Origin of the sequence: Caballeronia sp. GAFFF1 (assembly GCF_023630705.1) — a bacterium.
Classification (GTDB): Bacteria; Pseudomonadota; Gammaproteobacteria; order Burkholderiales; family Burkholderiaceae; genus Caballeronia.
Genome location: NZ_JALQEM010000019.1, coordinates 113,401 through 135,660 on the forward strand (window position 1 = coordinate 113,401; position 22,260 = coordinate 135,660).

Here is a 22,260-nt window from a genome sequence, read left to right on the forward strand (position 1 = left end):
TCGCGATAAGCGGTCGGGAGATTCGCGGCGCGCGTTCGCCGCACCGGATGCAGGACACGACGCCAGCCGGGGAAGCCGGGGCGCGCGAGCGCCGCAGCAACCGAACACGAACTGAGCGAACGACGAGGCCAGCGCGAGCGCGCCAAAAGCAAGGAGAAACGACATGAGTGCCCCGCATTCGACCGCCGACGGTCGCCCGTACTTTTTTTTCGACTTCATCTCGCCGTTCTCGTATCTGCTTCTCGAGCAGCACGACAAGTGGCCCGACATGCCGTTTGAATTCGTGCCCGTGCAATTGCTTAAGCTGCTCGACCGCTGGAAGCAGCCGCACGCAGCCACCATTCCGTCCAAGCGCGTGTTCACGTATCGCCACGCGCTCTTTCGGGCCGAACAGCTCGGCATTCCGTTTCGCATGCCGCCCGCGCATCCGTTCGACCCGGTGAAGGCGTTGCGGCTCGCCGTGCTCGCAAACGGCGACATGACGCGCGTGCGCGACATCTTTCGCTTCATCTGGCGCGAAGGGCGCGATCCTTCTTCGCCGGACGGCTTTCGCGCGCTCTGTGAATACGTGGGCATGCCGGAGGCGGAATCGCGCATCGACGACGAAGACGTGAAGGCGAAGCTGCGCGACAACAATGACCGCGCCGTCGCGATGGGCGTGTTCGGCGTGCCGACCTTCCTGGTCAACGATCAGATTTTCTGGGGCGAGGACACGCTGCCGATGGTCCTCTACGTCGCCCGCTCGCCGAACTGGCTGGAGGCGGCCGAGGTCAAGCGCATCAGCACGTTGCCGATGGCCCGCCCGGAAGCCGATCCGGGCGACACGGCGGAAGTCGGCGGTTGATTCACGGCAGACGCGTTCGCGACCCTCGCCTATGCCGCGCCTATGCCGCGCATAGGGCATGCGCTATGGCGTCAAAAATCGGAACAGGTTTAACTTCGGTTGCGGCCGTGCGCCGCGCCGTCTGTTTCGAACCGTTGCCGCACCCGACACGGCGCTTCGGCCTCCGGTCCCACGCAAAGCCCATGAACGAACCCGCCGATTCCCTCGATATCTGGCTGATCCGCGTCCTGCGCACGCTGCTTCTGGAACGCAGCGTCACGCAGACCGCGCAGCGCCTGAACCAGACGCAGCCGGCCATCAGCACGGCGCTGCGCCGCCTGCGCGAAATCTTGAACGATCCGATTCTCGTGCGCGGCAAGCAGGGCATGGTGCCGACCGAATACGGCGAGACGCTGCTCGCGCCCGCGCAGCGCGCGCTGCGCGAGGTGGAATTCGTCGCGACGCCGCACGGCGATTTCGATCCCGCCCACTCTCGCCGCACCTTCCGGCTCGCCGCGCCGGATTATCTGAACGATTTCTTCATGCCGACGCTCGTGTCCGCGTTTCGCGACGCCGCGCCCAATGCGCGCCTCGAAATCGAATCGCTCAACCCAATGCGCGATCACGAGCGTGCGCTCGACGAAGGCGAGATCGACCTGATGGTCGCCAACTGGACGAAGCCCGAGCCGCGCTTCGAGCGACAGGACCTCTTCTCCGACGTGTTCGTCTGCCTGATGCGCGCGAACCACCCGCTCGCGCGCGAGCCGCTGACGGTGGAACGCTATGCGCTCGCCGCGCATCTCGCGCCCACGCCGTACAGCGGCGCCAAGCGTCATCCGATCGACATAGGGCTCGCGCGGGCGGGCATCCGCCGGAGAATTGTCACGACGATTCCGTATTTTGGTCTCGTGCCGCAGGTGTTGTTGCAATCGGACCTGATCTTCACCGCGCCGCGCCGCTTCGCGCAACACTATGCCGCTATGCTGCCGCTCGCGGTGCTGGATTCGCCGGTGCCGTTCCCGCGCATCAAGTGCTATCGGCTGTCGCAGCCGCAGGCCGATCAATCGACCGATGTGGCGTGGCTGTGCGCGCTGATGTCGCGCGTGTCGGACTCGCTCGTCGGCCGAAAGACCGCGCCGGTGCAAGACTTCGCCGCGGCCGTCACGAAATAACGCCTTCACGACGACATGGACGCTCTCGACCGCTTGATTCAACTCGCGCAGCTTTCCGGCGCGCTCGATTTGCGTTGTCTTTTGCGCGGCCCGCTGGAAGTGGATCACGCGCCCGCGCCGGCCGGCGAGGCGGCGTATCACGTCGTGCTGGACGGCGCGTGCACGGTGTCGCGTCAGCGCCATGCGCCGATCGAACTGAAAGCGGGCGATATTCTCTTTCTGCCGCGCGGCGACGCGCACGTGCTTCACGTCGCGGATGGCGACACACATGCCGGCGACATGCAAGCGCGAGACAACGGCGCGGTCACGGTGCGCAGCAATTGCGGCGAAGCGCAGCCAGCGGTGGATCTGCTGTGCGGCCGCTTCACCTATGCGCCGCGCGCGCTCTTGATCGACGTGTTGCCGGACGCCGTGCACGTGTCGTTCACCCGCGCGTCGGCGCCGTATCTCGGCCCGCTCGTCGCGGCGATGCGCCGCGAAGCGGAGGAGGCGCAGCTCGGCGCGCCGTCGATTGTCGCGGCGCTTTCCACCGCGCTGTTCACGATGGTCCTGCGCGCGTGGCTCGCCGAGCAGCCTTCGCTTGCGGGCGTGCTCGGGCTGTTGGCGAACCGGCGGCTGGGGGCATCCGTCATCGCGATGCTCGAACGCCCCGCCGATCCGTGGACGCTCGAAATGCTCGCAAAGGAAGCGGCGATGTCGCGCGCCACGTTCATGCGCGCGTTCTCGGCGCATTCGGAAAGCTCGCCGCTCGCGCTGTTGGGCCATGTGCGCATGCAGCTCGCGAGCACCATGCTCACGCACACCAAGAAGAGCATCGCGGATGTCGCGGCGAACGTCGGCTATCAGTCGGAAGCGGCGTTCAGCAAGCGGTTCAAGGAAGTGTATGGCGTCGCGCCGGGGAAGTTTCGGGCGGAGCGGGGGTTCGGGGCGTGAGGCGCGCTTAGGCTATTGCGCGCCGCGCGCGCGGCATCGAAGCATCCGACCGCGCCCGCCCTTCCCGCACCCGCAACACCTGCGCCGCGACTGCCAGCGCAATGGACGCCGGCGCTTTATCCACGATCCCTTCGACGCCAATCGGGCACTTCATCTCGACGAGCCGCTCAGCGGCCAACCCGCGCTCCATCAATCGACGCTCGAACTTCACACGCTTCGTTTTCGAGCCGATCAGCCCGAAATAGGCGAAGTCGTCGCGCCGCATGATGCGCTGCGTGAGCGCGAAGTCGAGCGAATGATCGTGCGTCATCACGATGAAATACGCCCCGGCGGGCGCTTCATCGACGATCGCATCCGGCACATCCGTCGCTTCGATTTGTACGTTCGCGGGCACTTCGTCGGGGAAAAGCTCGTCGCGCGCATCGACCCATTGGACGACGCACGGCAGCGTGCCCAGCACCTTCACGAGCGCGTGGCCGACGTGGCCCGCGCCGAACACGACGACGTGCATCATGATCGCGCGCTCCTCACGGCGTTGACCGCCCGCAGAATCTCCTCGGACGTCGCGGGCGCGTTCAGCGGCGGATTCACCTTGTGGTCGCCGACAGCGGAAACCGCATCGCGGATCGCGAAAAACACCGAAAACGGCAGCAGAAGCGGCGGCTCGCCCACGGCCTTAGAGCGATGAATGCTGTCTTCCGCGTTGCGATTCTTGAAGAGCGACACACGAAAATCGGCGGGCATGTCGTTGACCGTCGGGATCTTGTACGTGGACGGCGCGTGCGTCATCAGCTTGCCGTCCTTGTTCCACCAGAGTTCTTCCGTCGTAAGCCAGCCCATGCCCTGCACGAACGCGCCTTCCACTTGCCCGATGTCGAGCGCCGGATTCAGCGACGCGCCCACGTCATGCAGCGCATCCGCGCGCAGCACGCGCATTTCGCCGGTGAGCGTGTCGATCACCACTTCGGACACCGCCGCGCCGTAGGAGTAATAGAAGAACGGGCGGCCCTGCATGGTCGCCTGATCCCAGTACAGCTTGGGCGTCGCGTAGAAGCCGTCGGACCACAGTTGCACGCGGGCGAGATACGCCTTCGCGACCACTTCGCCGAACGGAATCGCATCCTCGCCGACAATCACGCAGTCGTTTGCGAAGCGCACGCTCGCGGCCGTCAACGCGCCGCCGCCGAACTTCTCCGCCGCGAACGTCGAGAGCCGCTCGCGCAATTGACGCGCGGCGTCCTGCGCGGCCTTGCCGTTCAAATCCGTTCCAGTCGATGCCGCCGTCGCCGACGTATTCGCCACCTTGCTCGTGTCCGTCGCCGTCACGCGCACGCGGCCGAAGTCGATGCCCAGCTCGTGCGCCACGACTTGCGCGACCTTCGTGTTGAGTCCCTGGCCCATTTCAGTGCCGCCGTGGTTCACGAGAATCGAGCCATCGGTATAGATATGGACGAGCGCGCCCGCCTGATTGAAATGCGTGACATTGAACGCGATGCCGAACTTCACGGGCGTGAGCGCAAGTCCCTTCTTCAGAATCTCGTTGTTCGCGTTGAACTCGCGCACGGCTTCGCGGCGGCGGCGATAGTCGCTCGTCGCGGCCAGTTCGCCGATGAGTTCGTGCAGCACGTTGTCCTCGACCGTCTGTCCGTACGGCGTGCGGTTGTTCTCCGTCTTGCCGTACAGATTCGCGATGCGGACATCGAGCGAATCGCGGCCCACCGAGCGCGCGATGTTATCCATGATGTACTCGATCGCGAATGCGCCCTGCGGCCCGCCGAAGCCGCGAAACGCGGTGTTCGACTGCGTGTTGGTCTTGCCGCAATAGCCTTCGATGGCGACATTCGGCAGCCAGTACGCGTTGTCGAAGTGGCAGACGGCGCGCGTCATCACCGGGCCGGACAGATCGGCGGAAAAGCCGCAGCGCGAGGTCATGTCGACGGCGACGCCATCGATCACGCCTTCGTCGTCATAGCCCACTTCGAAGTCGTACACGAAGTCGTGACGCTTGCCGGTGATCATCATGTCGTCGTCGCGGTCCGGGCGCAGCTTCACCGGACACAAGAGCTTCCACGCGGCGAGCGACGCGCAGCACGCGAAAATGCCCGACTGCGATTCCTTGCCGCCGAATCCGCCGCCCATGCGCCGGCATTCGACGAGCACGTTATGCGAATGCACGCCGAGCACATGCGCGACGAGATGCTGCATTTCCGTCGGATGCTGCGTCGAGCAGTAGACGTGCATGCCGTCGTCGTCCTTCGGCACGGCGTACGCAATCTGGCCTTCGAGATAGAACTGCTCCTGGCCGCCGAGCTTCATCGCGCCGCGTTCGTGATGCGCGGCCTTCGACATCGCGCTTTCCGCATCGCCGCGAGCGAGCTTCAGCGGATTGAGCACGTACGATTCGGCGCGCCGCGCGTCATCTGCCGTGAGCACGGCGGGCAGGTCTTCGAATTCGATCGACGCGCGGCGCGCCGCGAGCCGCGCCGTGTCGTGCGACGTCGCGACCACGATGAACATCGGCTGGCCGACGTACTGCACGACGCCCGGCGCGAGAATCGGATCGTCGTGGATGATCGGGCCGCAGTCGTTCACACCGGGAATGTCCTCGGCGGTGAAGACGGCGACCACGCCCGGCGTCGCGCGCACGGCGTCGAAGTTCATCGACACGATCTTCGCGTGCGCCTTCGGGCTCAGGCCGAGCGCGGCGTGCAGCGTGCCCGCGACGGGCGGAATGTCGTCGGTATAGCTCGCGCGGCCGCTTACGTGAAGATGCGCCGATTCATGCGGTCGAGACACATGGACTTGCTTGAACGCGTCCGCGTCGTTGACGAGGGACTGGGCGTCGGCGAGAAAGGCTTCGGCTTGCTGATTCATGTTCGTGTGTGTCCTTATTTCGCTTCGACGAGTTCGATCGCGCGCACATCCAGCTTCGATTTCGCCAGCGGATTGTGCGGGCGCGTCTCCAGCCAGAAGCGGTACAGCAGGCTCTTGGCCGTCTCCAGCCGATAGGCGCTGCTCGCGCGCATGTCGGTGAGCGGCGCGTAGTCCTCGCCGAGCGCGCGCATCGCGGCCTGCGCCGTCGCTTCGTGCCACTGCGCGTCGGCGAGCGCCGCTTCGGCGCGCGCGGCGCGCTTGGGCGTCGCGGCCATGCCGCCGAACGCGATGCGCGGCTCGCGGATCACGTCGCCATCCGCGATATAAGCGAACGCGGCGCACACAGCGGAGATGTCGGAGTCGAAGCGTTTGGACAGTTTGTAGGTGCGAAAGCGCAGATTCGCGCGCTCGGCCCTACGCGTCGGCACGCGCACCGCCGCGACGAATTCATGCTCGGCCATGTCCTTCTTCTGATACGCGAGGTACAGGTCTTCGAGCGGCATTTCCCGCGTGCCGTCGATGCTCGCCAGCACCACGCGCGCGTTCAGCGCGATGAGTCCGGGCATCGAATCGCCGATGGGCGAGCCGTTCGCCACGTTGCCGCCGAGCGTGCCCGCATTGCGGATCGGCAGCGACGCGAACCGCAGCCACATCTCTTCCAGTTCAGGATAGGTTTTCACGAGTTCCGCATATGCGCGCTCGACGCTCACGCCCGCGCCGATCTCGATCCACTCGTCCGTCGTCTCGACGCGCTTGAACGCATCGATCTGCCCGACATAGACGATGTCGCCGATATCGCGCAATTGCTTCGTCACCCACAGGCCGACGTCCGTGCTACCCGCGAGAATGCGCGCTTCCGGCTTCTCGGCCTTGATCTTCGCGAGCGCCTCGACCGTGCGCGGCGCGTCGAACTGGCGGCCGGCGTGCTCGTAGTGGAAGGTGTCGTCGCGGGCGATGGTGTCGAGCGTGCGCGCGAGCGACTGCACATCGACCGGCGCGAGCGGCGCGTGATCGAACATGCGCTCGGCCGCGTCGATGATCGGCCGGTAGCCCGTGCAGCGGCACAGGTTGCCGGTCAGCGCGTTGCTGATTTCCTCGCGCGAAGGCGTCGTGCGGTGCGCGCAGCCCGTGGTCGCGTGACCGTGCTTTTCGTAGAGCGCGAACATCGACATGGCGAATCCCGGCGTGCAGAAGCCGCACTGCGATCCGTGGCAATCGACGAGCGCCTGCTGCACCGGATGCAGCGAGCCGTCGGGCTGGCGCAGGTCTTCGACGGTGAAGAGCGCGCGGCCGTCGAGCGTCGGCAGGAACTGCACGCACGCGTTGACCGCCTTGAACGCGACGCCGCCCGCGCCGTCCGGCTCGCCGACGACGACCGTGCACGCGCCGCAATCGCCTTCGGCGCAGCCTTCTTTCGTGCCGGTGCAGCGCGCGTCTTCGCGCAGATATTGAAGAACGGTGCGCGTGGGCGACGCGCCGCTCACTTCGCGGACCGCGTTGCGGTGATAAAAGCGGATCGGCTGGGTCATGACGAATGTCTCGCGGGGCTTCATGGCTTCTTGCTGGTTGCGCGGGGTGCGCAGCCGGTGGCGGGAGGTTCGGGCCGGGTATTTTCGGAATAGTCCGACCGCCTCGACGGTTCGAAAGCTATCACCGCCAAAATGCAGAACCCATAGCGGACATTGCATGTGCGACATATTCGCCCCGCGATAAGTCGCCAGCGCCTTGCCCGACAAGGCTTTCGGCGATCCGGCACGACCGTGCTTCCGGCGAATTTGGTCCATCCGGTTACAAAACGGCTGCGACGCTGCGCCGCAACATATGGGACAATCACGCCTTCGCGCCGAATTCAAGTCCGCACTTTCCCTATGTCCACCCAGCCCCGCACCGCCGCCGCGCCGCAAGGCGATTTCGCCGTCACTCTCCGGATCGTGTCGGTCGTGCTGTACACGTTTCTCTGCTATTTGACGATCGGCATCCCGCTCGCGGTCCTGCCGGGCTTCGTGCATACGGACTTGGGCTACGGCTCGGTGATGGCGGGCGCGGCGATCAGCGTCCAGTATTTCGCCACGCTGCTGTCGCGGCCGCTCGCGGGCCGCACCGCCGACACGCTCGGGCCGAAGAAAACGGTGCTCTACGGGCTGGCCGCCTGCGCGGCGAGCGGCGTGCTGCTGCTGTGCTCCGCGCTCGCGGCGCAATGGCACACGGTGAGCCTCGTGCTGCTGGTGATCGCGCGGCTCGTGCTCGGCTTCGGCGAGAGCTGGGTCGGCACCGGATCGATCACGTGGGGCATCGGGCGCGTGGGCGTCGCGCACAACGCGAAGGTGATCTCGTGGAACGGCATCGCGACGTACGGCGCGCTTGCGATCGGCGCGCCGCTCGGCGTCGCTATCGACCATGCGCTCGGCTTCGCGTCGCTCGGCTTCATCGTGATCGCGCTCGGCGGCATCGGCTACTGGCTCGCGACGCGCATGGCGAGCGTGCCTGTCGTTCACGGCGAGCGCATGTCGTATCGCAGCGTGTTCTTCCGCGTGTTGCCGCATGGGCTCGGACTCGCGCTCGGGTCGGCGGGATTCGGGTCGATCGCCACGTTCATCACGCTCTTCTATGCCGCGCACCACTGGCCGAACGCGGCACTTTCGCTCACGGTGTTCGGCACGACGTTCGTCGGCGCGCGCCTTCTGTTCGCCAATACGATCAAGGTCTACGGCGGCTTTCGCGTGGCCATCGTCTCGTTCGCGCTGGAATGCGCGGGCCTGCTGATGCTGTGGCTCTCCGCCGAACCCACTTTTGCGCTGGCCGGCGCGGCGTTGACCGGATGCGGCTTCGCGCTCGTGTTTCCGGCGCTCGGCGTGGAAGCGGTCGGCCTCGTGCCGCCCGCGAGCCGCGGCGCGGCGCTCTCGGCCTACTCGGTGTTCCTCGATTTGTCGCTCGGCCTGACCGGGCCGCTCGCCGGCTATGTCGCGGGCGAGTTCGGCTACGGCTCGGTGTTCCTGTTCGCGGCGCTGGCGGCGGCATCGGCGGTGGCGTTGTCGGTGGCGCTCTACATGCGCGCCGGGCGCGGCGTGGGCGGCCCGGCGACCGCGTGAACGGACGATTCGCGGATCGCTCGACCCTCTTCCCCGAAAGAGCAGGCAAACGCCGGAAATTTTGCCCGCTCTTTGTCTTAAAATCGCCGCTTGGCCCCACAGCGTCCGATTTATGAACTCGACCACGGAAGACCGCTGGCGCGACTTGCGCCCGGACCCGGACAGCGACACTCCGCTCTATCTTCAACTCGCCCGCAAGCTCGCCAACGCCATTCACGACAACCGCTGGAACGCGGGCGAAGCGCTGCCGTCGGAGCGCGTGCTTTCGGAAGCGCTGGGCGTTTCGCGGATCACGTCGAGAAAGGCCATCGCGCTGCTGGTCGAACAAGGGCTCATTCGACGCGAACAAGGCGCGGGCAGCTTTATCCGGCCGCGCTATGAAGACCCGCTTTCGCGTCTGTCCAGTTTTTCGGAGATGTTGCGCCGGCGCGGTTTCCAGCCGAGTTCGAAGTGGCTTTCGCGCACCATCGAGCCCGCCAATCGCGAAGAAGTGATCCAGCTCGGCCTCTCGCCCGCGGCCACCGTCGCGCGTTTGAAGCGCCTGCGTCTTGCCGACGACACCGTGATGGCCGTCGAAAACTCCACGTTCCCCGCCGCGCTGATTCCCGATCCGCTCGCCATCGGCGATTCGCTGTACAGCTATCTCGACACGCGCGGCCTGTCCATCGTGCGCGCGTTGCAGCACTTTCGCGCCGTGAACGCAAGTCCGGAGATTGCTGAGCAGATGGGCATTGCGCCGCACGACGCGCTTCTGCTTATCACGCGCGTCGGCTACACGGCGGACCAGCGCGCGATCGAGCTGACCGATACCTACTGCCGCAACGACTACTACGACTTCGTCGCAGAACTGCGCAAATAACGACGTCGCCCGCCATGACCGACACCGCCACAGTCCAGCCGTCCGACCGATCGCTCTCCATCATGCTGTGGCTCGTCGCGACGGGCTTCTTCATGCAGACGCTCGACTCGACCATCGTGAACACCGCGCTGCCCGCCATGGCGCGAAGCCTCGGCGAAGCGCCGCTGCGCATGCAGGGCGTCGTGATCGCGTACTCGCTGACCATGGCGATGATGATCCCGGTCTCCGGCTGGCTCGCGGACAAGCTCGGCACGCGGCGCGTGTTTTTCAGTGCCATCCTCATCTTCACCATCGGCTCGCTGTTGTGCGCGAAGGCTCAGTCGCTCACCGGGCTCGTCGCGTTTCGCGTGGTGCAGGGCGTGGGCGGCGCGATGCTGCTGCCGGTCGGCCGGCTCGCCGTGCTGCGCGTCTTTCCGGCGGAGCGCTACCTTTCGGCGCTCGCGTTCGTCGCGATTCCGGGGCTGATCGGGCCGCTCATCGGACCGACGCTCGGCGGCTGGCTCGTGCAGATCGCGTCGTGGCACTGGATTTTTCTGATCAACGTGCCAGTCGGCGTGATCGGCTGCATCGCGACGAATCTGTACATGCCCGACAGCCGCAATCCCGCGACCGCGCGCTTCGACCTTGCGGGCTATCTGCTGCTCGCGGTCGGCATGGTGGCGCTCACCATTTCGCTCGACGGTCTCGCCGATCTCGGGCTTCAGCACGCCATCGTGCTCGTGTTGCTGATTCTGAGCGTCGGCTGCTTCGTGGCTTATGGGCTGCACGCCACGCGCGCCGCGCAGCCGATCTTCTCGCTCGATCTCTTCAAGATTCACACGTTCAGCGTCGGCCTGCTCGGCAACCTGTTCGCGCGGATCGGCAGCGGCGCGATGCCGTATCTCATTCCGCTCCTGCTGCAAGTGAGCCTCGGCTATACGGCGTTTCAGGCCGGCATGATGATGCTGCCCGTCGCCGCCGCCGGCATGGCGAGCAAGCGGCTCGTCACGCGGCTGATCGAACGCGTCGGGTATCGGCGCGTGCTCGTGACGAACACCGTGCTCGTCGGCCTGATGATGGCGAGCTTCGCGCTCACGAGCGCGCATCAGCCGCTCTGGCTGCGGCTCGTGCAACTGGCCGCGTTCGGCGCCGTCAACTCGATGCAGTTCACCGCGATGAACACGCTCACGCTGAAGGACCTCGGCACCGGCGGCGCGAGCAGCGGCAACAGCTTGTTTTCGCTCGTGCAGATGCTGTCGATGAGTCTCGGCGTGACCGTCGCGGGCGCCATTCTCTCGACCTTCACCGGCCTCCTGCCGCGCGTCACCGAGACGAATTCGCTGCCTGCGTTCCACGCGACGTTCCTCTGCGTGGGCGTCATCACGGCGGCGACCGCGTGGATTTTCGGACAACTCGCGCCGGAAGTGCGCGGCGCGCGCAAGAAGCCGGACCCATCGGAAGCGAACTGAGCGGCATTCACCATCCGGACGTGCGCCGCACCGCGACGGTGCGCGCGGCACCGCGACGCGACGGCCTATGTCGCCTCGACTCGCAATACGCGGACGAATACGCGCGCGCCACTCCGCAAAACCGCGCCGATGCTTGATTCGCATGCTTCTTGCTCGAAGGATCGGATGCGATCTTGTAAACTGCCGCTATCTCATAAAGCCGATCGACGCCCGTCAGACCATGAGCATGGTTGATCTCGACCCTCCCCGCTTTCAGCCGCCGCGCCCCGTTGCCGGCGACGACGGCTCGCGTCGCACCGTGCTGTATGGCGAATACACCGTCTTCAGCGTGTTTCAGCCGGTGTTTTCGGTGTCGCATCGGCGGGCGATTGGCTATCACGCGTCGCTGCGGGCGCGCGACGAGACCCATCGGCATGTGCCGTCGCACGAGGTGTTCACGCAGGCGGCCCGGCGCGGCGACTTGCTGGAACTCGGCCGGCTCGCCGAATCGCTGCATCTCGGCAACTTCAACGCCTTCGACAGCCACGACGAATGGCTTTTCCTGAGCCTGCACCCGGCCGCGCTGATGGACACGAGCTACGGCGACGCGCTGCTCGCCGCGCTGAAGGACATCGGCCTGCCGCCGCAGCGCGTGGTGCTCGAAGTGCCCGAGCAGGCGGGCGGGGAGACGACGCGCTTCAGCGAAATCGTCGATTCGCTGCGCAAGTCGGGTTTTCTCATCGCGCTCGACGGCTTCGGCGTGAAGCACTCGAACATCGACCGCGTGTGGCAGTTGCGGCCGGATATCGTCTCGCTCGACCGCTGCATTCTTCAGCAGGCGAGCGAGCATTCGCATATCGAGCGCGTGTTGCCGCGGCTCGTGTCGCTGCTGCACGAATCCGGCCAGCTCGTGCTGATGGGCGGCCTCGCGACCGAACGCGACGCGCTCATCGCGCTCGAATGCAACGTCGATTTCGTGCAGGGCGCGTATTTCGCGCAGCCGAGCGTCGAAGCCGTGCACAGCGAAGTCGCGGCGAGAACGATGGACGCGCTCTCGGCGGCATCGCGCGAACGGGTCGCGGCCCGCGAGCGCGCGCAGGCCGCGCGGCTCGAACCGTACGTGAGCGGACTGGAACGCGCCGCCGTCAAGCTGATGGAAGGCGAGGCGCTCGCCGCCGCCACGAGCGAATTGCTGCAACTCGCCGACACCGCGCGCTGTTTCCTGCTCGACCACGCGGGCCGGCAGATCGGCGACAACGTCGTGCCTGTCGTGCGCACGTCGCAGCGCGCCAAGCGCTTCAGCCCGCTGCTGCATTCGGAAGGCGCAAGCTGGGAACGCCGGCCCTATTTCATCGAGGCGCTGCGCGCGCCGGGGCGCGTGCATCTGACGGCGCCCTACTTGTCGATCAACGAGGCGCATCTGTGCGTGACGGCGTCCATCGCGGCGCAAACGCCTTACGGGCTGCAGGTGCTGTGCGTCGACATCAACTGGGAAGGCGTGCCCAAGCGCCGCTGACAAGTCCTTCTCCCGTGCGGCGCTTACTTAACAGCGCCCCTTCTTCCCCGAGAGCAAGCGATCCTGATCGATTCACGAAGTCAGGCAAACCGATACCGTACTGTCTCGGGCACGCTGCACGAGTGCCCTAACGCACAGAGCTGGAAAAAGAGCCCTCGTTATTCTCTACGCAAACGGTTCGGCGGCGCTCGTCCGAATCTCACGACGAATGATCGCAACGAGGAAAACATGGCCGAAGCTAGCGTTCCCCTGTGCGTCGATCTGGACGGCACGCTGACCGCCACCGATCTGCTGGTCGAATCGTTCCTCGTGCTCGTCAAGAAAAATCCGGTTTATATCCTGTACTGTTTCGTCTGGTTACTGCGGGGCAAGGCGTATCTGAAGGCGCAGATCGCAGAGCGCGTGGCCATCGACGTGTCCGTGTTGCCGTATAACGCGCGTTTTGTCGAATATCTGCGGCAACAGCGTCTATCCGGACGCGACCTTTATCTCTGCACCGCGTCGAACAAACAGTTCGCAGAACAGATCGCCACGCACTTCGGCATCTTCACGGGCGTGCTCGCGAGCGATCACGCGCACAACCTGAAAGGCAGCCACAAGGCCGGCGCGCTTACCAAGGAATTCGGCGCGCACGGTTTCGATTATTGCGGCAACGCGCGCGCCGACGTGCCCGTCTGGAAAGCGTCGCGGCAGGCGATCGTCGTCGGCAACCGGCACATCGCGGCGGCGGCGGAGAAGGTGAACAAGACGATCGTCTTCTTCGAAGAAAAGCGCTCGCTCGTTCGGCTGACGCTCAAGGAAATGCGCGTGTACCAGTGGGTGAAGAACCTGCTGATTTTCGTGCCGCTTCTCGCGTCGCACCGCTTCACCGATCCGGCCATGCTGCTCGCCGAAACGCTCGCGTTCTTCTCGTTCAGCTTCTGCGCCTCCGCGGTGTACCTGCTGAACGACATGCTCGATCTCGACTCGGACCGTCGCCATGCGAAGAAGCGCAACCGGCCGTTCGCGTCCGGCCAGTTGCCGCTAACCTACGGCATGGCGCTCACGTTGACGCTGCTCGTCGCGTCCGCCGCGCTTGCCGGGCAACTCGCGCCGAACTTCCAGCTGGTGCTCGGCGGCTACTTCGTCGTGACGCTCGCGTATTCGTTCAAGCTCAAGCGCCTGATGCTGGTGGATGTCTTCACGCTCGCCGCGCTTTATACGTCGCGCGTGATCGCGGGCGGCGCGGCGGCCGATATCGTGCTGTCGGACTGGCTCATCATGTTCTCGGTGCTCATCTTCCTGAGCCTTGCGATGGTCAAGCGTTACACCGAACTCGACGCCCTCTTGCGCGACGGCCAGGTGTCGGCGGCCGGGCGCGGCTACGTCACGCAAGATCTCGGCATATTGCGCTCGTTCGGCACCGCGTCGGGCTATGTCGCCGTGTTGGTGCTGGCGCTGTATCTGAACTCGTCGGACGTGCGGCTCCTGTATCGGCATCCGCACGCGCTGTGGGTGCTCTTCGGGCTTTTGCTGTACTGGGTGAGTCGCGTGTGGATGCTCGCGTTTCGCGGCGAGATGCACGACGACCCGATCGTCTATGCGATCAAGAACCGCCTGAGCCTTCTCGTCATCTGTCTATGCATCGCCACCATCGTCGCGGCGATCTAGCTCCAACCTGACTGCGCTTCATGCAATACATCACGCTTCTTCTGAGCGGCACGTGCAGCGCGCTCGCAAGTATCTTGCTGCGCCTGGCGGGCACGCTGCCGGCGAGCGGCCACGCGCTCGTCTTCGGCATGGAGCCGCGCGCGCTCATCTACCGGCTCGGGGCGATCGGCGCTTATGGCGCGGGCTTCGTGCTGTATGCGCTCGCACTGCGGCGCGTGGAGCTGAGTGTCGCCTATCCGCTGATGGTCGCGGTGACGATACTCGAAATCATGCTGTTCGGCGTGGTGCTCGGCGAAGCGATGTCGCTGCGCACGCTTGCCGGCGCCACGTTGTTGATCGCAAGTGTTCTGCTGCTTTACGCGCCCGCTCCGGCTACCGCCTGAGCCGCGAATATCAAATAAAAGAGTCGTTTCGGGGAACTGTCATGCTGACTTCACGGGCTGCCACGGGCAAGTCCGCGCCGAGCCTCGGCGCGATTTCGACGGCGCTAATCGTCGTTGCACTGGCGATGATCGCGGCGCGCGTGCCGCACGTCTATGCGCAGTTCCGCGCCGATCGCGCGAATGCGTTCAGCGATTTCAACTACTACCTGTACGCGTTCACGACCGTGCTGCGTCATCCTGCCGATGCGACGGTGCTCTACGACCACGCGGGCCTCGTCGCGTTCATGCGCTCGATCGGCGCCCGCGATACCGGCATGGACGTGTTCTATGCGTATCCGCCGCAATTCGCGTGGCTGTTCTCGCCGCTCGGCGCGCTCTCGCCGCTCGCGGCGAAGGCCGTGTGGGTCGGAGCATCGCTGATGCTGTTCGCGCTGGGCGTCGCGATGGTCGCGAAGCTCGCGTATCGGGGCGCGGACCGCGGCGTCGTGCTGCTGATCGTCGCGCTCGCGCTCTTGAGCCGCCCTTTCTTCGACGATGTGTACTGGGGCCAGTCGAACGAGTTGCTGTTCTTCCTGCTCGCGGCGACGTTTTTCTTCATCGATCGCGGCAATCGCGGGCTCGCGGGCGTGTTCCTCGGCGCGGCGATCGCGCTGAAGGTGACGCCCATCGCCATTGCGGGTCTTCTGCTCTTGCGACGCGAATGGCGCACTGCCCTCTTCACGTTCGGTACCTCCGTCGTGCTGACCGCGATCACGGCGTGGCTGCTCGGCTTTCATGCGATCTGGCATTACGTCGTATCCGACATGCCGCGCCTCAATGCGCAGAACCTCATGCTCGGCGGCGCGCCGATCAACGTTGCACTGCGCGGCGGCCTGCAAACGGTGCTGGAGAGCGCCGGCCTCAGCGCGTCTCAGCCGATGCTCGGCGCGGTATGGATTGCCACCGCCTCGGTCGTCTGCGCGCTGGCCGTGGTGCTCGTGACACGGCGCCACGCGGACCGTCGCATCGACTTCGCGCTCGCCACGATGACGATGCTCGTCGCATCCCCGATGTTGGAGCCGGTGCATCTGGTCGTCGCGCTGATCCCGGTGTGCATTCTGTTCGGCACGGCATTCGAGCGGCCCGGCGCGCGGCTGTCGCGGGTCGCGCCGCGAGTCGAATTGCTGCTAGCGAGCCTGGCGATTGCGGTGATGGCGTTCGCGTCGCGCGGCGCGAGTTATACGGTTGCGGTATGGCTGCTGTATGCGCTGCTGGTCGCGCGATACTTCCCGACCGGCGTCGTCACGCGTTTTCGTGCGATTCCGGGCGCAGAAGATCGAACGCCGCCAGCGCCAGCACACCCGACATCACGATGAGCGCGGCAGAATGGCGTCCGAAGTAAAGCAGCGCGGCGGAAGTCCACGCCGCGGCGCAGAGGGCAGCGAAGCGTTTCATGATGAAGCGGTGGTGCAGGAAAAGACCGCTATTTTATCGGGCGGGCGCGGATGAACGCATGATCGGCCTCTTGTGGCGATGCGTTTGGCCGTTCATCTTCCAGAGAATCAAAAAAGGCCGCTCGCGGCGGCCTTCGTTGCGTCGCGGTCAGCCGGGCTTTAGTCTAGCGTGCACCGCCTCTCGGCCCGCAACGAAACCACACTTACTGCGCCGCCAGATAGAACGCCTGGTCCCGCTGCGGCGTCACGCCGACCACCGTGAGCAAGCCATTCACGACCGTCGCTTCGACGGGCATCGACACGTTGTTGAGACCGCACAACGCGCCGCTGAAGTTCAACGTGCCGTCGAGCAGATGCTTGCCCGTTGCGCGTGGCTTGAAGCTGCCCGTGAACGTGCAGGCGCTTTGCGTGCCGTTGGCCGTGCCGTCGGCGGCGAAGGTGATGGTCGAGATGGGGTTGAAGCCCGAGCCGCTCGTCCACGTACGCGCGACATCGCTCAAGGCGAGCGGCGTGTCGTAGGTTGCGTTGTAGTTGCCGTTGAAGGCGGTGGCGGTCGTGTCGGGCGTCACGAAGAGACTCGTCGTGGCGGAAAGCGCGCTCTTCGTCGTAAAGTTGCCCGTCAACGTGCCTGCGCGAATGGCGCCGAGGTTGTGGAAGCCGACCGTCGCGGCGTCGGAGAACGCGCCGTCGGTGGCCGTCATGATGCCCTCGATCATCCAGACGAACGAGCCGCCCTGCGTGTAGATGCTGTAGTACTGTCCGGTTTCCAGCACGATGGTCTGCGCCGCGAACGACTGCGACGAATTCGCCGACCCGTACCAGAGGCCTTCGGGCAATGCGTGAGACGTTTTGGGAACGCAGGATTTGGTCAGATTGCTGAGATCCGACACGCAGGTCTTGTCGTCGCCGCCGCCGCCGCCGCATGCGGCGAGGATGGGCAGAGCGAGCAGGCACAGTTTCGATACGAGTTTCATGGCGAGTTCATTGTCTTCAGAGTGAGCACAGGCCGCCGCTCTCGACGGATGCCGACAATGAAATAACGGAAGAGCGCTGGGAAACTTTAATCGGGCGAGCCAGCGAAGCGTTTTCTCTGGCTTCGCGGCAAGCGGCGCGAAGACTCGCGAACGTCGACGCCCGTCGTATCTCTCAAGTCAAAAGAAAAAGCCCTCGCACGGAGGGCTTTATCTTTGGACCGCTGATCGGACTTGCTGTCCGGCACAGCCGGTTGTCACCTCGGCGACAACCCATCATCCATTCACGCGCCGAAATTCTTCGAAGCGAAGTCCCAGTTCGTGATGTTCCAGAATGCCTCGATGAACTTCGGACGCGCATTGCGATAGTCGATGTAGTACGCATGCTCCCACACGTCCAGCGTGACGAGCGGCTTGCTGTCGGTGGTCAGCGGCGTCGCGGCGTTGCTCGTCGAGACGATATCGAGCGAGCCGTCGGTCTTCTTCACGAGCCACGTCCAGCCCGAGCCGAACGTGCCCACGGCGACTTTCGCGAACTCTTCCTTGAACTTGTCGAAGGAGCCGTATTTCGCATTGATCGCGTCGGCCAGCGCGCCGGTCGGAGCGCCGCCGCCATTCGGCGACAGGCTGTTCCAGAAGAACGTGTGATTCCACGTCTGAGCTGCGTTGTTGAACACGCCGCCCGACGACTTCTTCACGATCTCTTCGAGCTGCATGTTCTCGAATTCAGTGCCCTTGATCAACTCGTTGAGCTTGGTCACATAGGTCTGGTGGTGCTTGCCATAGTGAAACTCGAGCGTTTCTTCCGACATGTGCGGAGCAAGCGCGTTCTTGTCGAACGGCAGCGGCGGGAGCGTATGTTCCATGATTGCGAGCTTCCTTTCTATGTGGATTGTGGGACTGTGAGGAGTGAAGCAGTGGAGCAATGGATTGTAGGCGAGTTGGGATAACCCCGCAAACCGCCCGCCTTTATGAGGAAGATCGCTTTCCTACCGCCAAAAGCGGCGTAAAAAGTGCTCGCGGCCGCGCTTCGCGCCACGTCGAAATTACGCCGTGGAGCGAAGCGCGAAACGCGTCAGAATTCGTCGGACAGACGCGGCTGCACGTCGGCAAGAACGACATCCGCCGAGCCTTGCGCAAGGTGAACCGTGAGCGCGCGCTTGGGCTTGAGCGCGTTCGGCGCGCGCAGCGCCCGGCCCGTCTGCGTGTCGATGAGCGCGGCATACCCGCGTTCGAGCGTGCGCTGCGGGCTGAGCACCTGCAAGCGCGCCGCCAGCTCCGACACGCACGCTTTCTCGCGCTCGCGACGGCGCTCGTTCGCGCCTTTCATGCGCTGCGCGAGCCGCAGCACATGCTCGGCTTGCGCGGAGACATCCGGCCGCCTGCGCTCGAAGCGATACCGCAGGAGCGCGAAGTGCGCGCGGGCATCGCGCGCGGGCCGCGCGCCGGCTGTTGCGAGACGGCTCGCGAGTTGCCGCAGATGCACGCGCTGCCGCGCGAGGCGCTCGGCAGGACTCACGAGCCTGCGCGCGAGCCAGTCGAGTTGCTGCGCGCGACGCTCCATCGTGCGTCCGAAGGCGCGAGCGAGCGCCGCATGACGATGATCGAGCTCGCGCAGCAACAGCACGCGCTGCGGACTGACGAGTTCGGCCGCGCCGGTCGGCGTCGGCGCGCGGACATCGGCGGCGAAATCGGCGATGGTGAAATCCGTCTCGTGGCCGACGCCGCTCACCACCGGCAGTTCGCTCGCCGCGATTGCACGCGCGAGCACTTCCTCGTTGAACGCCCACAAGTCTTCGATGGACCCGCCGCCGCGGCACACGATCAGCACGTCAACTTCGCGCCGCGCGTTGGCCGCTTCGACCATCGCCGCGAGTTTGGCGCCCGCACCCGTGCCCTGCACCGGCCCCGGATACACGATCACCGGCACGTGCGGCGCGCGGCGCGCGAGCGTCGTCAGCACGTCGCGCAACGCGGCGGCTTGCAAAGACGTGACGATGCCGATGCCGCGCGGATGCGTCGGCAGCGCGCGCTTGCGCTCGGCGGCGAAGAGGCCTTCGCTCTCCAGTTGCGCCTTGAGCCGCAGAAAGGCTTCGAACAGGCGCCCCTGCCCCGTGCGCCGCACCGCTTCGACGCTCAATTGCAATTCGCCGCGCGGCTCGTACAGGGTGACGAGCGCGCGCACTTCGATCTTGTCGCCTTCGCGCGGCACGAACTCGGCGTACTGCGCGCGGCTTCGGAACATCACGCAGCGCATCTGCGCGTTGGCGTCCTTGATCGAAAAGTACCAGTGGCCGCTCGCGGCGCGCGTGAAGTTCGACACTTCGCCCGATACCCAGACGAGCGGAAACGACCGCTCCAGCATCGTGCCGATCGCACGGTTGAGCACGGAAACGGGGATGACGGCGTCACCGCCTGGCGTCGGCAAGGATTCGGGAGTCATGGTTCGGATCGGATGAAAGGCGCGTCGCCCGGCGCGGTCCGCCTGGCAAGGCCCCGCCAGTGTAGCAAGTGTCCACACAGAAGAAGTTACCGATGCCGCCTCCGCGCGCCCGTCGGACGCCCGCGAGTTCGTAGCAAGTCCTTGATTCGACGTGTCTTCTTGCAGCAAGCAAGGCGATTTCCCGAAGCAACTCTTTCCTGAAGCGGATTTCGCCTTTTTGAACGCCACGTTCTTCACAGAGTTATCCACAGTTTGTATCCGCGCCGCGAACGGCCGCGCCGACTGGCGAAGAGCGCGTTCGCGCGCTAGAGTGCCGGGTCGTGCACCGGCTCGCGCGGTTCCGAGGTCGCTTTGGACCTTTGAACGCGCACCGCCGGTCGAACCGTTCAACGCCTACCGAAAAAGAAGGAGTTGCCGTTGCGCGCCCTGCCGTACCCGACATCGTTCCCGCGTTACTGCGCATTGAATGCCGTCCGCGCGAAGGCGGTCCATGTCTGACTTCAAGCCGCCGATCGAAAACTTCTTCGCCCGCGAATGGCGTCGGCGCGGCGGCGTCGCGTGGGCGCTGACGCCCCTTGCGTGCGTTTTCGGCGCGATCGCCGCGACGCGCCGCGCGCTCTTCGACGTGGGCTGGATGAAGCGCGTCGATGTCGGCGTGCCGGTGGTGGTCGTCGGCAACGTGACCGTCGGCGGCACGGGCAAGACGCCGACCGTCATCGCGCTCGTCGAGGCGCTGCGCGCGGCGGGCTTCCAGCCGGGCGTCGTATCGCGCGGATACGGCGCGAAGGTCGCCGAGCCGACGAGCGTCACGCCCGCGAGCATCGCCGCGCAGGTCGGCGACGAGCCGCTTTTGATCGCGCGCCGCACGCATGCGCCCGTGTTCGTCTGTCCGGACCGCGTCGCCGCCGCGCGCGCTTTGCTCAACGCGCATCCGAATGTCGACGTGATCGTGAGCGACGACGGCCTGCAGCACTATCGCCTCGCGCGCGTGTTCGAACTCGTCGTGTTCGACGACCGGCTCGGCGGCAACGGCTTCCTGCTGCCCGCGGGTCCGCTGCGTGAGCCGATGTCGCGTCATCGCGATGCCACGCTCGTCAACAGTCCTTACGACCGCACGCTGCCGCCGTGGCCGAACACCTTTGCGCTCGATCTCGAACCCGGCGACGCGTGGCTGCTCGACGATCCCTCGGTGCGCCGGCCGCTTGCGCAGTTCGCCGGCGAGAAAGTGGTCGCGGCGGCGGGCATCGGCTCGCCCGAGCGCTTTTTCGCGACGCTGCGCGCGGCGGGCATCGCGCCGACGACGCGCGCCTTCCCCGATCACTACGCGTACCGCGAGAATCCGTTCGCCTCGGTCGAAGCCGACGCGATCCTGATCACGGAAAAGGATGCAGTAAAATTCGGAGCCTGGCGCGACGCGCGCATCTGGGTGGTTCCCGTGCAAGCCGTGCTCAGCCCTCGCCTCATCGCTCTCGTTGTGGAGAAACTCCGTGGACGCACGTCTGCTTGAAATCCTCGTCTGCCCTATCTGCAAGGGCCCGCTCAACTACGACCGCGCGGCACAGGAGCTCGTCTGCAACGCGGACAAACTCGCGTATCCCATTCGCGACGGCATTCCGGTAATGCTCGTGGACGAAGCGCGGCAGACGGTCGAAGGCACGCCCGTCACGCCGCTCAAGCCTGTCGGCGACCTCTGAAGTCATCGTCATGTCCGTGCCGTTCATCGCCGTCATTCCCGCGCGACTCGCGTCCACGCGGCTGCCGAACAAGCCGCTCGCCGATCTCGGCGGCAAACCGATGGTCGTGCGCGTCGCCGAGCGGGCGCGCGAGTCGGGCGCGAGTCACGTGCTCGTCGCGACGGACTCCCATCTCGTCGTCGAAGCGGCGCGCGATCACGGCATCGAAGTGATGCTCACGCGCGCCGATCACCCGACCGGCACAGACCGCCTCGCCGAAGTCGCCACGCGCCTGAACTGGAGCGACGAGACCATCGTCGTGAACGTTCAGGGCGACGAACCGCTGATCGACCCGCAACTCGTGCGCAATGTCGCCACGCATCTCTCCGCTCACGGCGAATGCGCGATCGCGACGGCCGCGCATCCGATCCACGATCCCGCCGACGTCTTCAATCCGAACGTGGTGAAGGTCGCGCTGGATGCGAAAAGCGTCGCGCTCTACTTTTCTCGCGCACCGATTCCGTGGTCGCGCGATGCGTGGCAGCCGCACTGGCCCGACGTCGCCGCGCTGTCCGCGCTGCCCGCCGTGCCGGACAACGTGCTCCGGCATATCGGCCTCTACGCCTATCGCGCGAAGTTTCTCCGCGACTTCCCGAAGCTCGCTCAGGCGCCCCTCGAAGCGGCCGAAGCCCTCGAACAGCTGCGCGCGCTGTGGCACGGCGAGCGTATCGCGGTGCTTGTCACGCAAGACGCGCCGCCGCCCGGCGTCGATACGCCCGCGGACCTCGCGCGCGTGCAGGCGCTTTTCCCGCGCGCGAACTGAAAGCATCGCGCAACCGGTGTATACCCCGCCAAACGCCCGCGCGACGGGCGTCTTAGCGGTTTCCATAATCGCTATCAGGGCCGCGATCGTAATGAGGCGTGGCATAATCAAGCGATTGCGCGAGCCTTCCGGTCAGCGCCACGCTCAACGTTGCGCCGCTGTCCGCGGGTGCCGCGCTGCCTGTCGAATCG

At 65.6% G+C, this 22,260-nt stretch carries 19 protein-coding genes; 13 read left to right on the forward strand and 6 right to left on the reverse strand.

Annotated elements, in window-relative coordinates; all coding sequences use genetic code 11:
• Positions 1-163: 163 nt before the first annotated feature.
• The 3 genes from NCR37_RS10410 (at position 164) to NCR37_RS10420 (ending at position 2,928) form a co-directional block, all read left to right on the forward strand.
• Positions 164-844 (forward strand): 2-hydroxychromene-2-carboxylate isomerase, encoded by a 681-nt coding sequence (locus NCR37_RS10410; protein ID WP_250472924.1) that lies wholly within the window; start codon positions 164-166, stop codon positions 842-844.
• A gap of 182 nt (positions 845-1,026) precedes the next feature.
• Positions 1,027-1,995, forward strand: a complete 969-nt coding sequence (locus NCR37_RS10415; protein ID WP_250472925.1) for a LysR family transcriptional regulator — start codon at positions 1,027-1,029, stop codon at positions 1,993-1,995.
• 15 nt (positions 1,996-2,010) lie between these two features.
• Complete coding sequence (locus tag NCR37_RS10420; protein ID WP_250472926.1) at positions 2,011-2,928, forward strand: AraC family transcriptional regulator; 918 nt, start codon at positions 2,011-2,013, stop codon at positions 2,926-2,928.
• 7 nt (positions 2,929-2,935) lie between these two features.
• Here the strand turns inward: NCR37_RS10420 and xdhC are convergent, their stop codons facing one another.
• Genes xdhC through xdhA form a run of 3 tightly spaced genes read right to left on the reverse strand, consistent with a single transcriptional unit; the run spans position 2,936 to position 7,331 of the window.
• Complete coding sequence (xdhC, locus tag NCR37_RS10425; RefSeq protein ID WP_250472927.1) at positions 2,936-3,442, reverse strand: xanthine dehydrogenase accessory protein XdhC; 507 nt, start codon at positions 3,440-3,442, stop codon at positions 2,936-2,938.
• Positions 3,439-5,802 carry a xanthine dehydrogenase molybdopterin binding subunit gene (xdhB, locus tag NCR37_RS10430; protein WP_250472928.1) on the reverse strand — a complete coding sequence of 788 codons (2,364 nt, stop codon included), beginning with the start codon at positions 5,800-5,802 and terminating at the stop codon, positions 3,439-3,441. The genes xdhC and xdhB overlap by 4 nt, the downstream gene beginning before the upstream one ends.
• A 14-nt stretch (positions 5,803-5,816) precedes the next feature.
• The gene (xdhA, locus tag NCR37_RS10435) at positions 5,817-7,331 is read right to left on the reverse strand and encodes a xanthine dehydrogenase small subunit (protein WP_250472929.1); all 1,515 of its coding nucleotides are present in this window, start codon (positions 7,329-7,331) and stop codon (positions 5,817-5,819) included.
• Positions 7,332-7,670: 339 nt separating this feature from the next.
• Between xdhA and NCR37_RS10440 the strand changes: the two genes are divergently transcribed.
• From NCR37_RS10440 to NCR37_RS10470, 7 genes are all read left to right on the forward strand, one after another.
• Positions 7,671-8,891 carry an MFS transporter gene (locus tag NCR37_RS10440; RefSeq protein WP_250472930.1) on the forward strand — a complete coding sequence of 407 codons (1,221 nt, stop codon included), beginning with the start codon at positions 7,671-7,673 and terminating at the stop codon, positions 8,889-8,891.
• 112 nt (positions 8,892-9,003) lie between these two features.
• On the forward strand, positions 9,004-9,750 hold the full coding sequence (locus tag NCR37_RS10445; protein ID WP_175944828.1) for a GntR family transcriptional regulator: 747 nt from the start codon (positions 9,004-9,006) through the stop codon (positions 9,748-9,750).
• Positions 9,751-9,764: 14 nt separating this feature from the next.
• Entirely contained in the window at positions 9,765-11,198 is a 1,434-nt protein-coding gene (mdtD, locus tag NCR37_RS10450; protein ID WP_250472931.1) for a multidrug transporter subunit MdtD, read from the forward strand.
• 220 nt (positions 11,199-11,418) lie between these two features.
• Complete coding sequence (locus NCR37_RS10455; RefSeq protein ID WP_250472932.1) at positions 11,419-12,693, forward strand: EAL domain-containing protein; 1,275 nt, start codon at positions 11,419-11,421, stop codon at positions 12,691-12,693.
• Positions 12,694-12,921: 228 nt separating this feature from the next.
• Positions 12,922-14,343 (forward strand): UbiA family prenyltransferase, encoded by a 1,422-nt coding sequence (locus NCR37_RS10460; RefSeq protein ID WP_250472933.1) that lies wholly within the window; start codon positions 12,922-12,924, stop codon positions 14,341-14,343.
• Positions 14,344-14,363: 20 nt separating this feature from the next.
• Positions 14,364-14,726: a DMT family transporter gene (locus NCR37_RS10465; protein WP_175944835.1), complete on the forward strand. Its 363-nt coding sequence runs from the start codon at positions 14,364-14,366 to the stop codon at positions 14,724-14,726.
• A gap of 41 nt (positions 14,727-14,767) precedes the next feature.
• Positions 14,768-16,081 (forward strand): glycosyltransferase family 87 protein, encoded by a 1,314-nt coding sequence (locus NCR37_RS10470; protein ID WP_250472934.1) that lies wholly within the window; start codon positions 14,768-14,770, stop codon positions 16,079-16,081.
• Between the two features lie 281 nt (positions 16,082-16,362).
• On the opposite strand, the gene NCR37_RS10475 is transcribed toward NCR37_RS10470, so the two are convergent.
• The 3 genes from NCR37_RS10475 to xseA form a co-directional block, all read right to left on the reverse strand.
• Positions 16,363-17,133, reverse strand: coding sequence for a hypothetical protein (locus NCR37_RS10475; RefSeq protein WP_250472935.1), 771 nt, complete (start codon positions 17,131-17,133; stop codon positions 16,363-16,365).
• Between the two features lie 281 nt (positions 17,134-17,414).
• Entirely contained in the window at positions 17,415-17,996 is a 582-nt protein-coding gene (locus tag NCR37_RS10480; RefSeq protein WP_250472936.1) for a superoxide dismutase, read from the reverse strand.
• 209 nt (positions 17,997-18,205) lie between these two features.
• Positions 18,206-19,573, reverse strand: coding sequence for an exodeoxyribonuclease VII large subunit (xseA, locus tag NCR37_RS10485; RefSeq protein ID WP_250472937.1), 1,368 nt, complete (start codon positions 19,571-19,573; stop codon positions 18,206-18,208).
• A 490-nt stretch (positions 19,574-20,063) separates the two neighbouring features.
• Here xseA and lpxK point away from each other — a divergent pair, with 490 nt between their 5' ends.
• The 3 genes from lpxK to kdsB are packed head-to-tail and all read left to right on the forward strand — an operon-like array spanning position 20,064 to position 22,069.
• The gene (lpxK, locus tag NCR37_RS10490; RefSeq protein WP_250472938.1) at positions 20,064-21,080 is read left to right on the forward strand and encodes a tetraacyldisaccharide 4'-kinase; all 1,017 of its coding nucleotides are present in this window, start codon (positions 20,064-20,066) and stop codon (positions 21,078-21,080) included.
• Complete coding sequence (locus NCR37_RS10495) at positions 21,061-21,267, forward strand: Trm112 family protein (protein ID WP_206466865.1); 207 nt, start codon at positions 21,061-21,063, stop codon at positions 21,265-21,267. The genes lpxK and NCR37_RS10495 overlap by 20 nt, the downstream gene beginning before the upstream one ends.
• Positions 21,268-21,277: 10 nt before the next feature.
• Positions 21,278-22,069, forward strand: a complete 792-nt coding sequence (kdsB, locus tag NCR37_RS10500; RefSeq protein WP_250472939.1) for a 3-deoxy-manno-octulosonate cytidylyltransferase — start codon at positions 21,278-21,280, stop codon at positions 22,067-22,069.
• Positions 22,070-22,260: the final 191 nt, after the last annotated feature.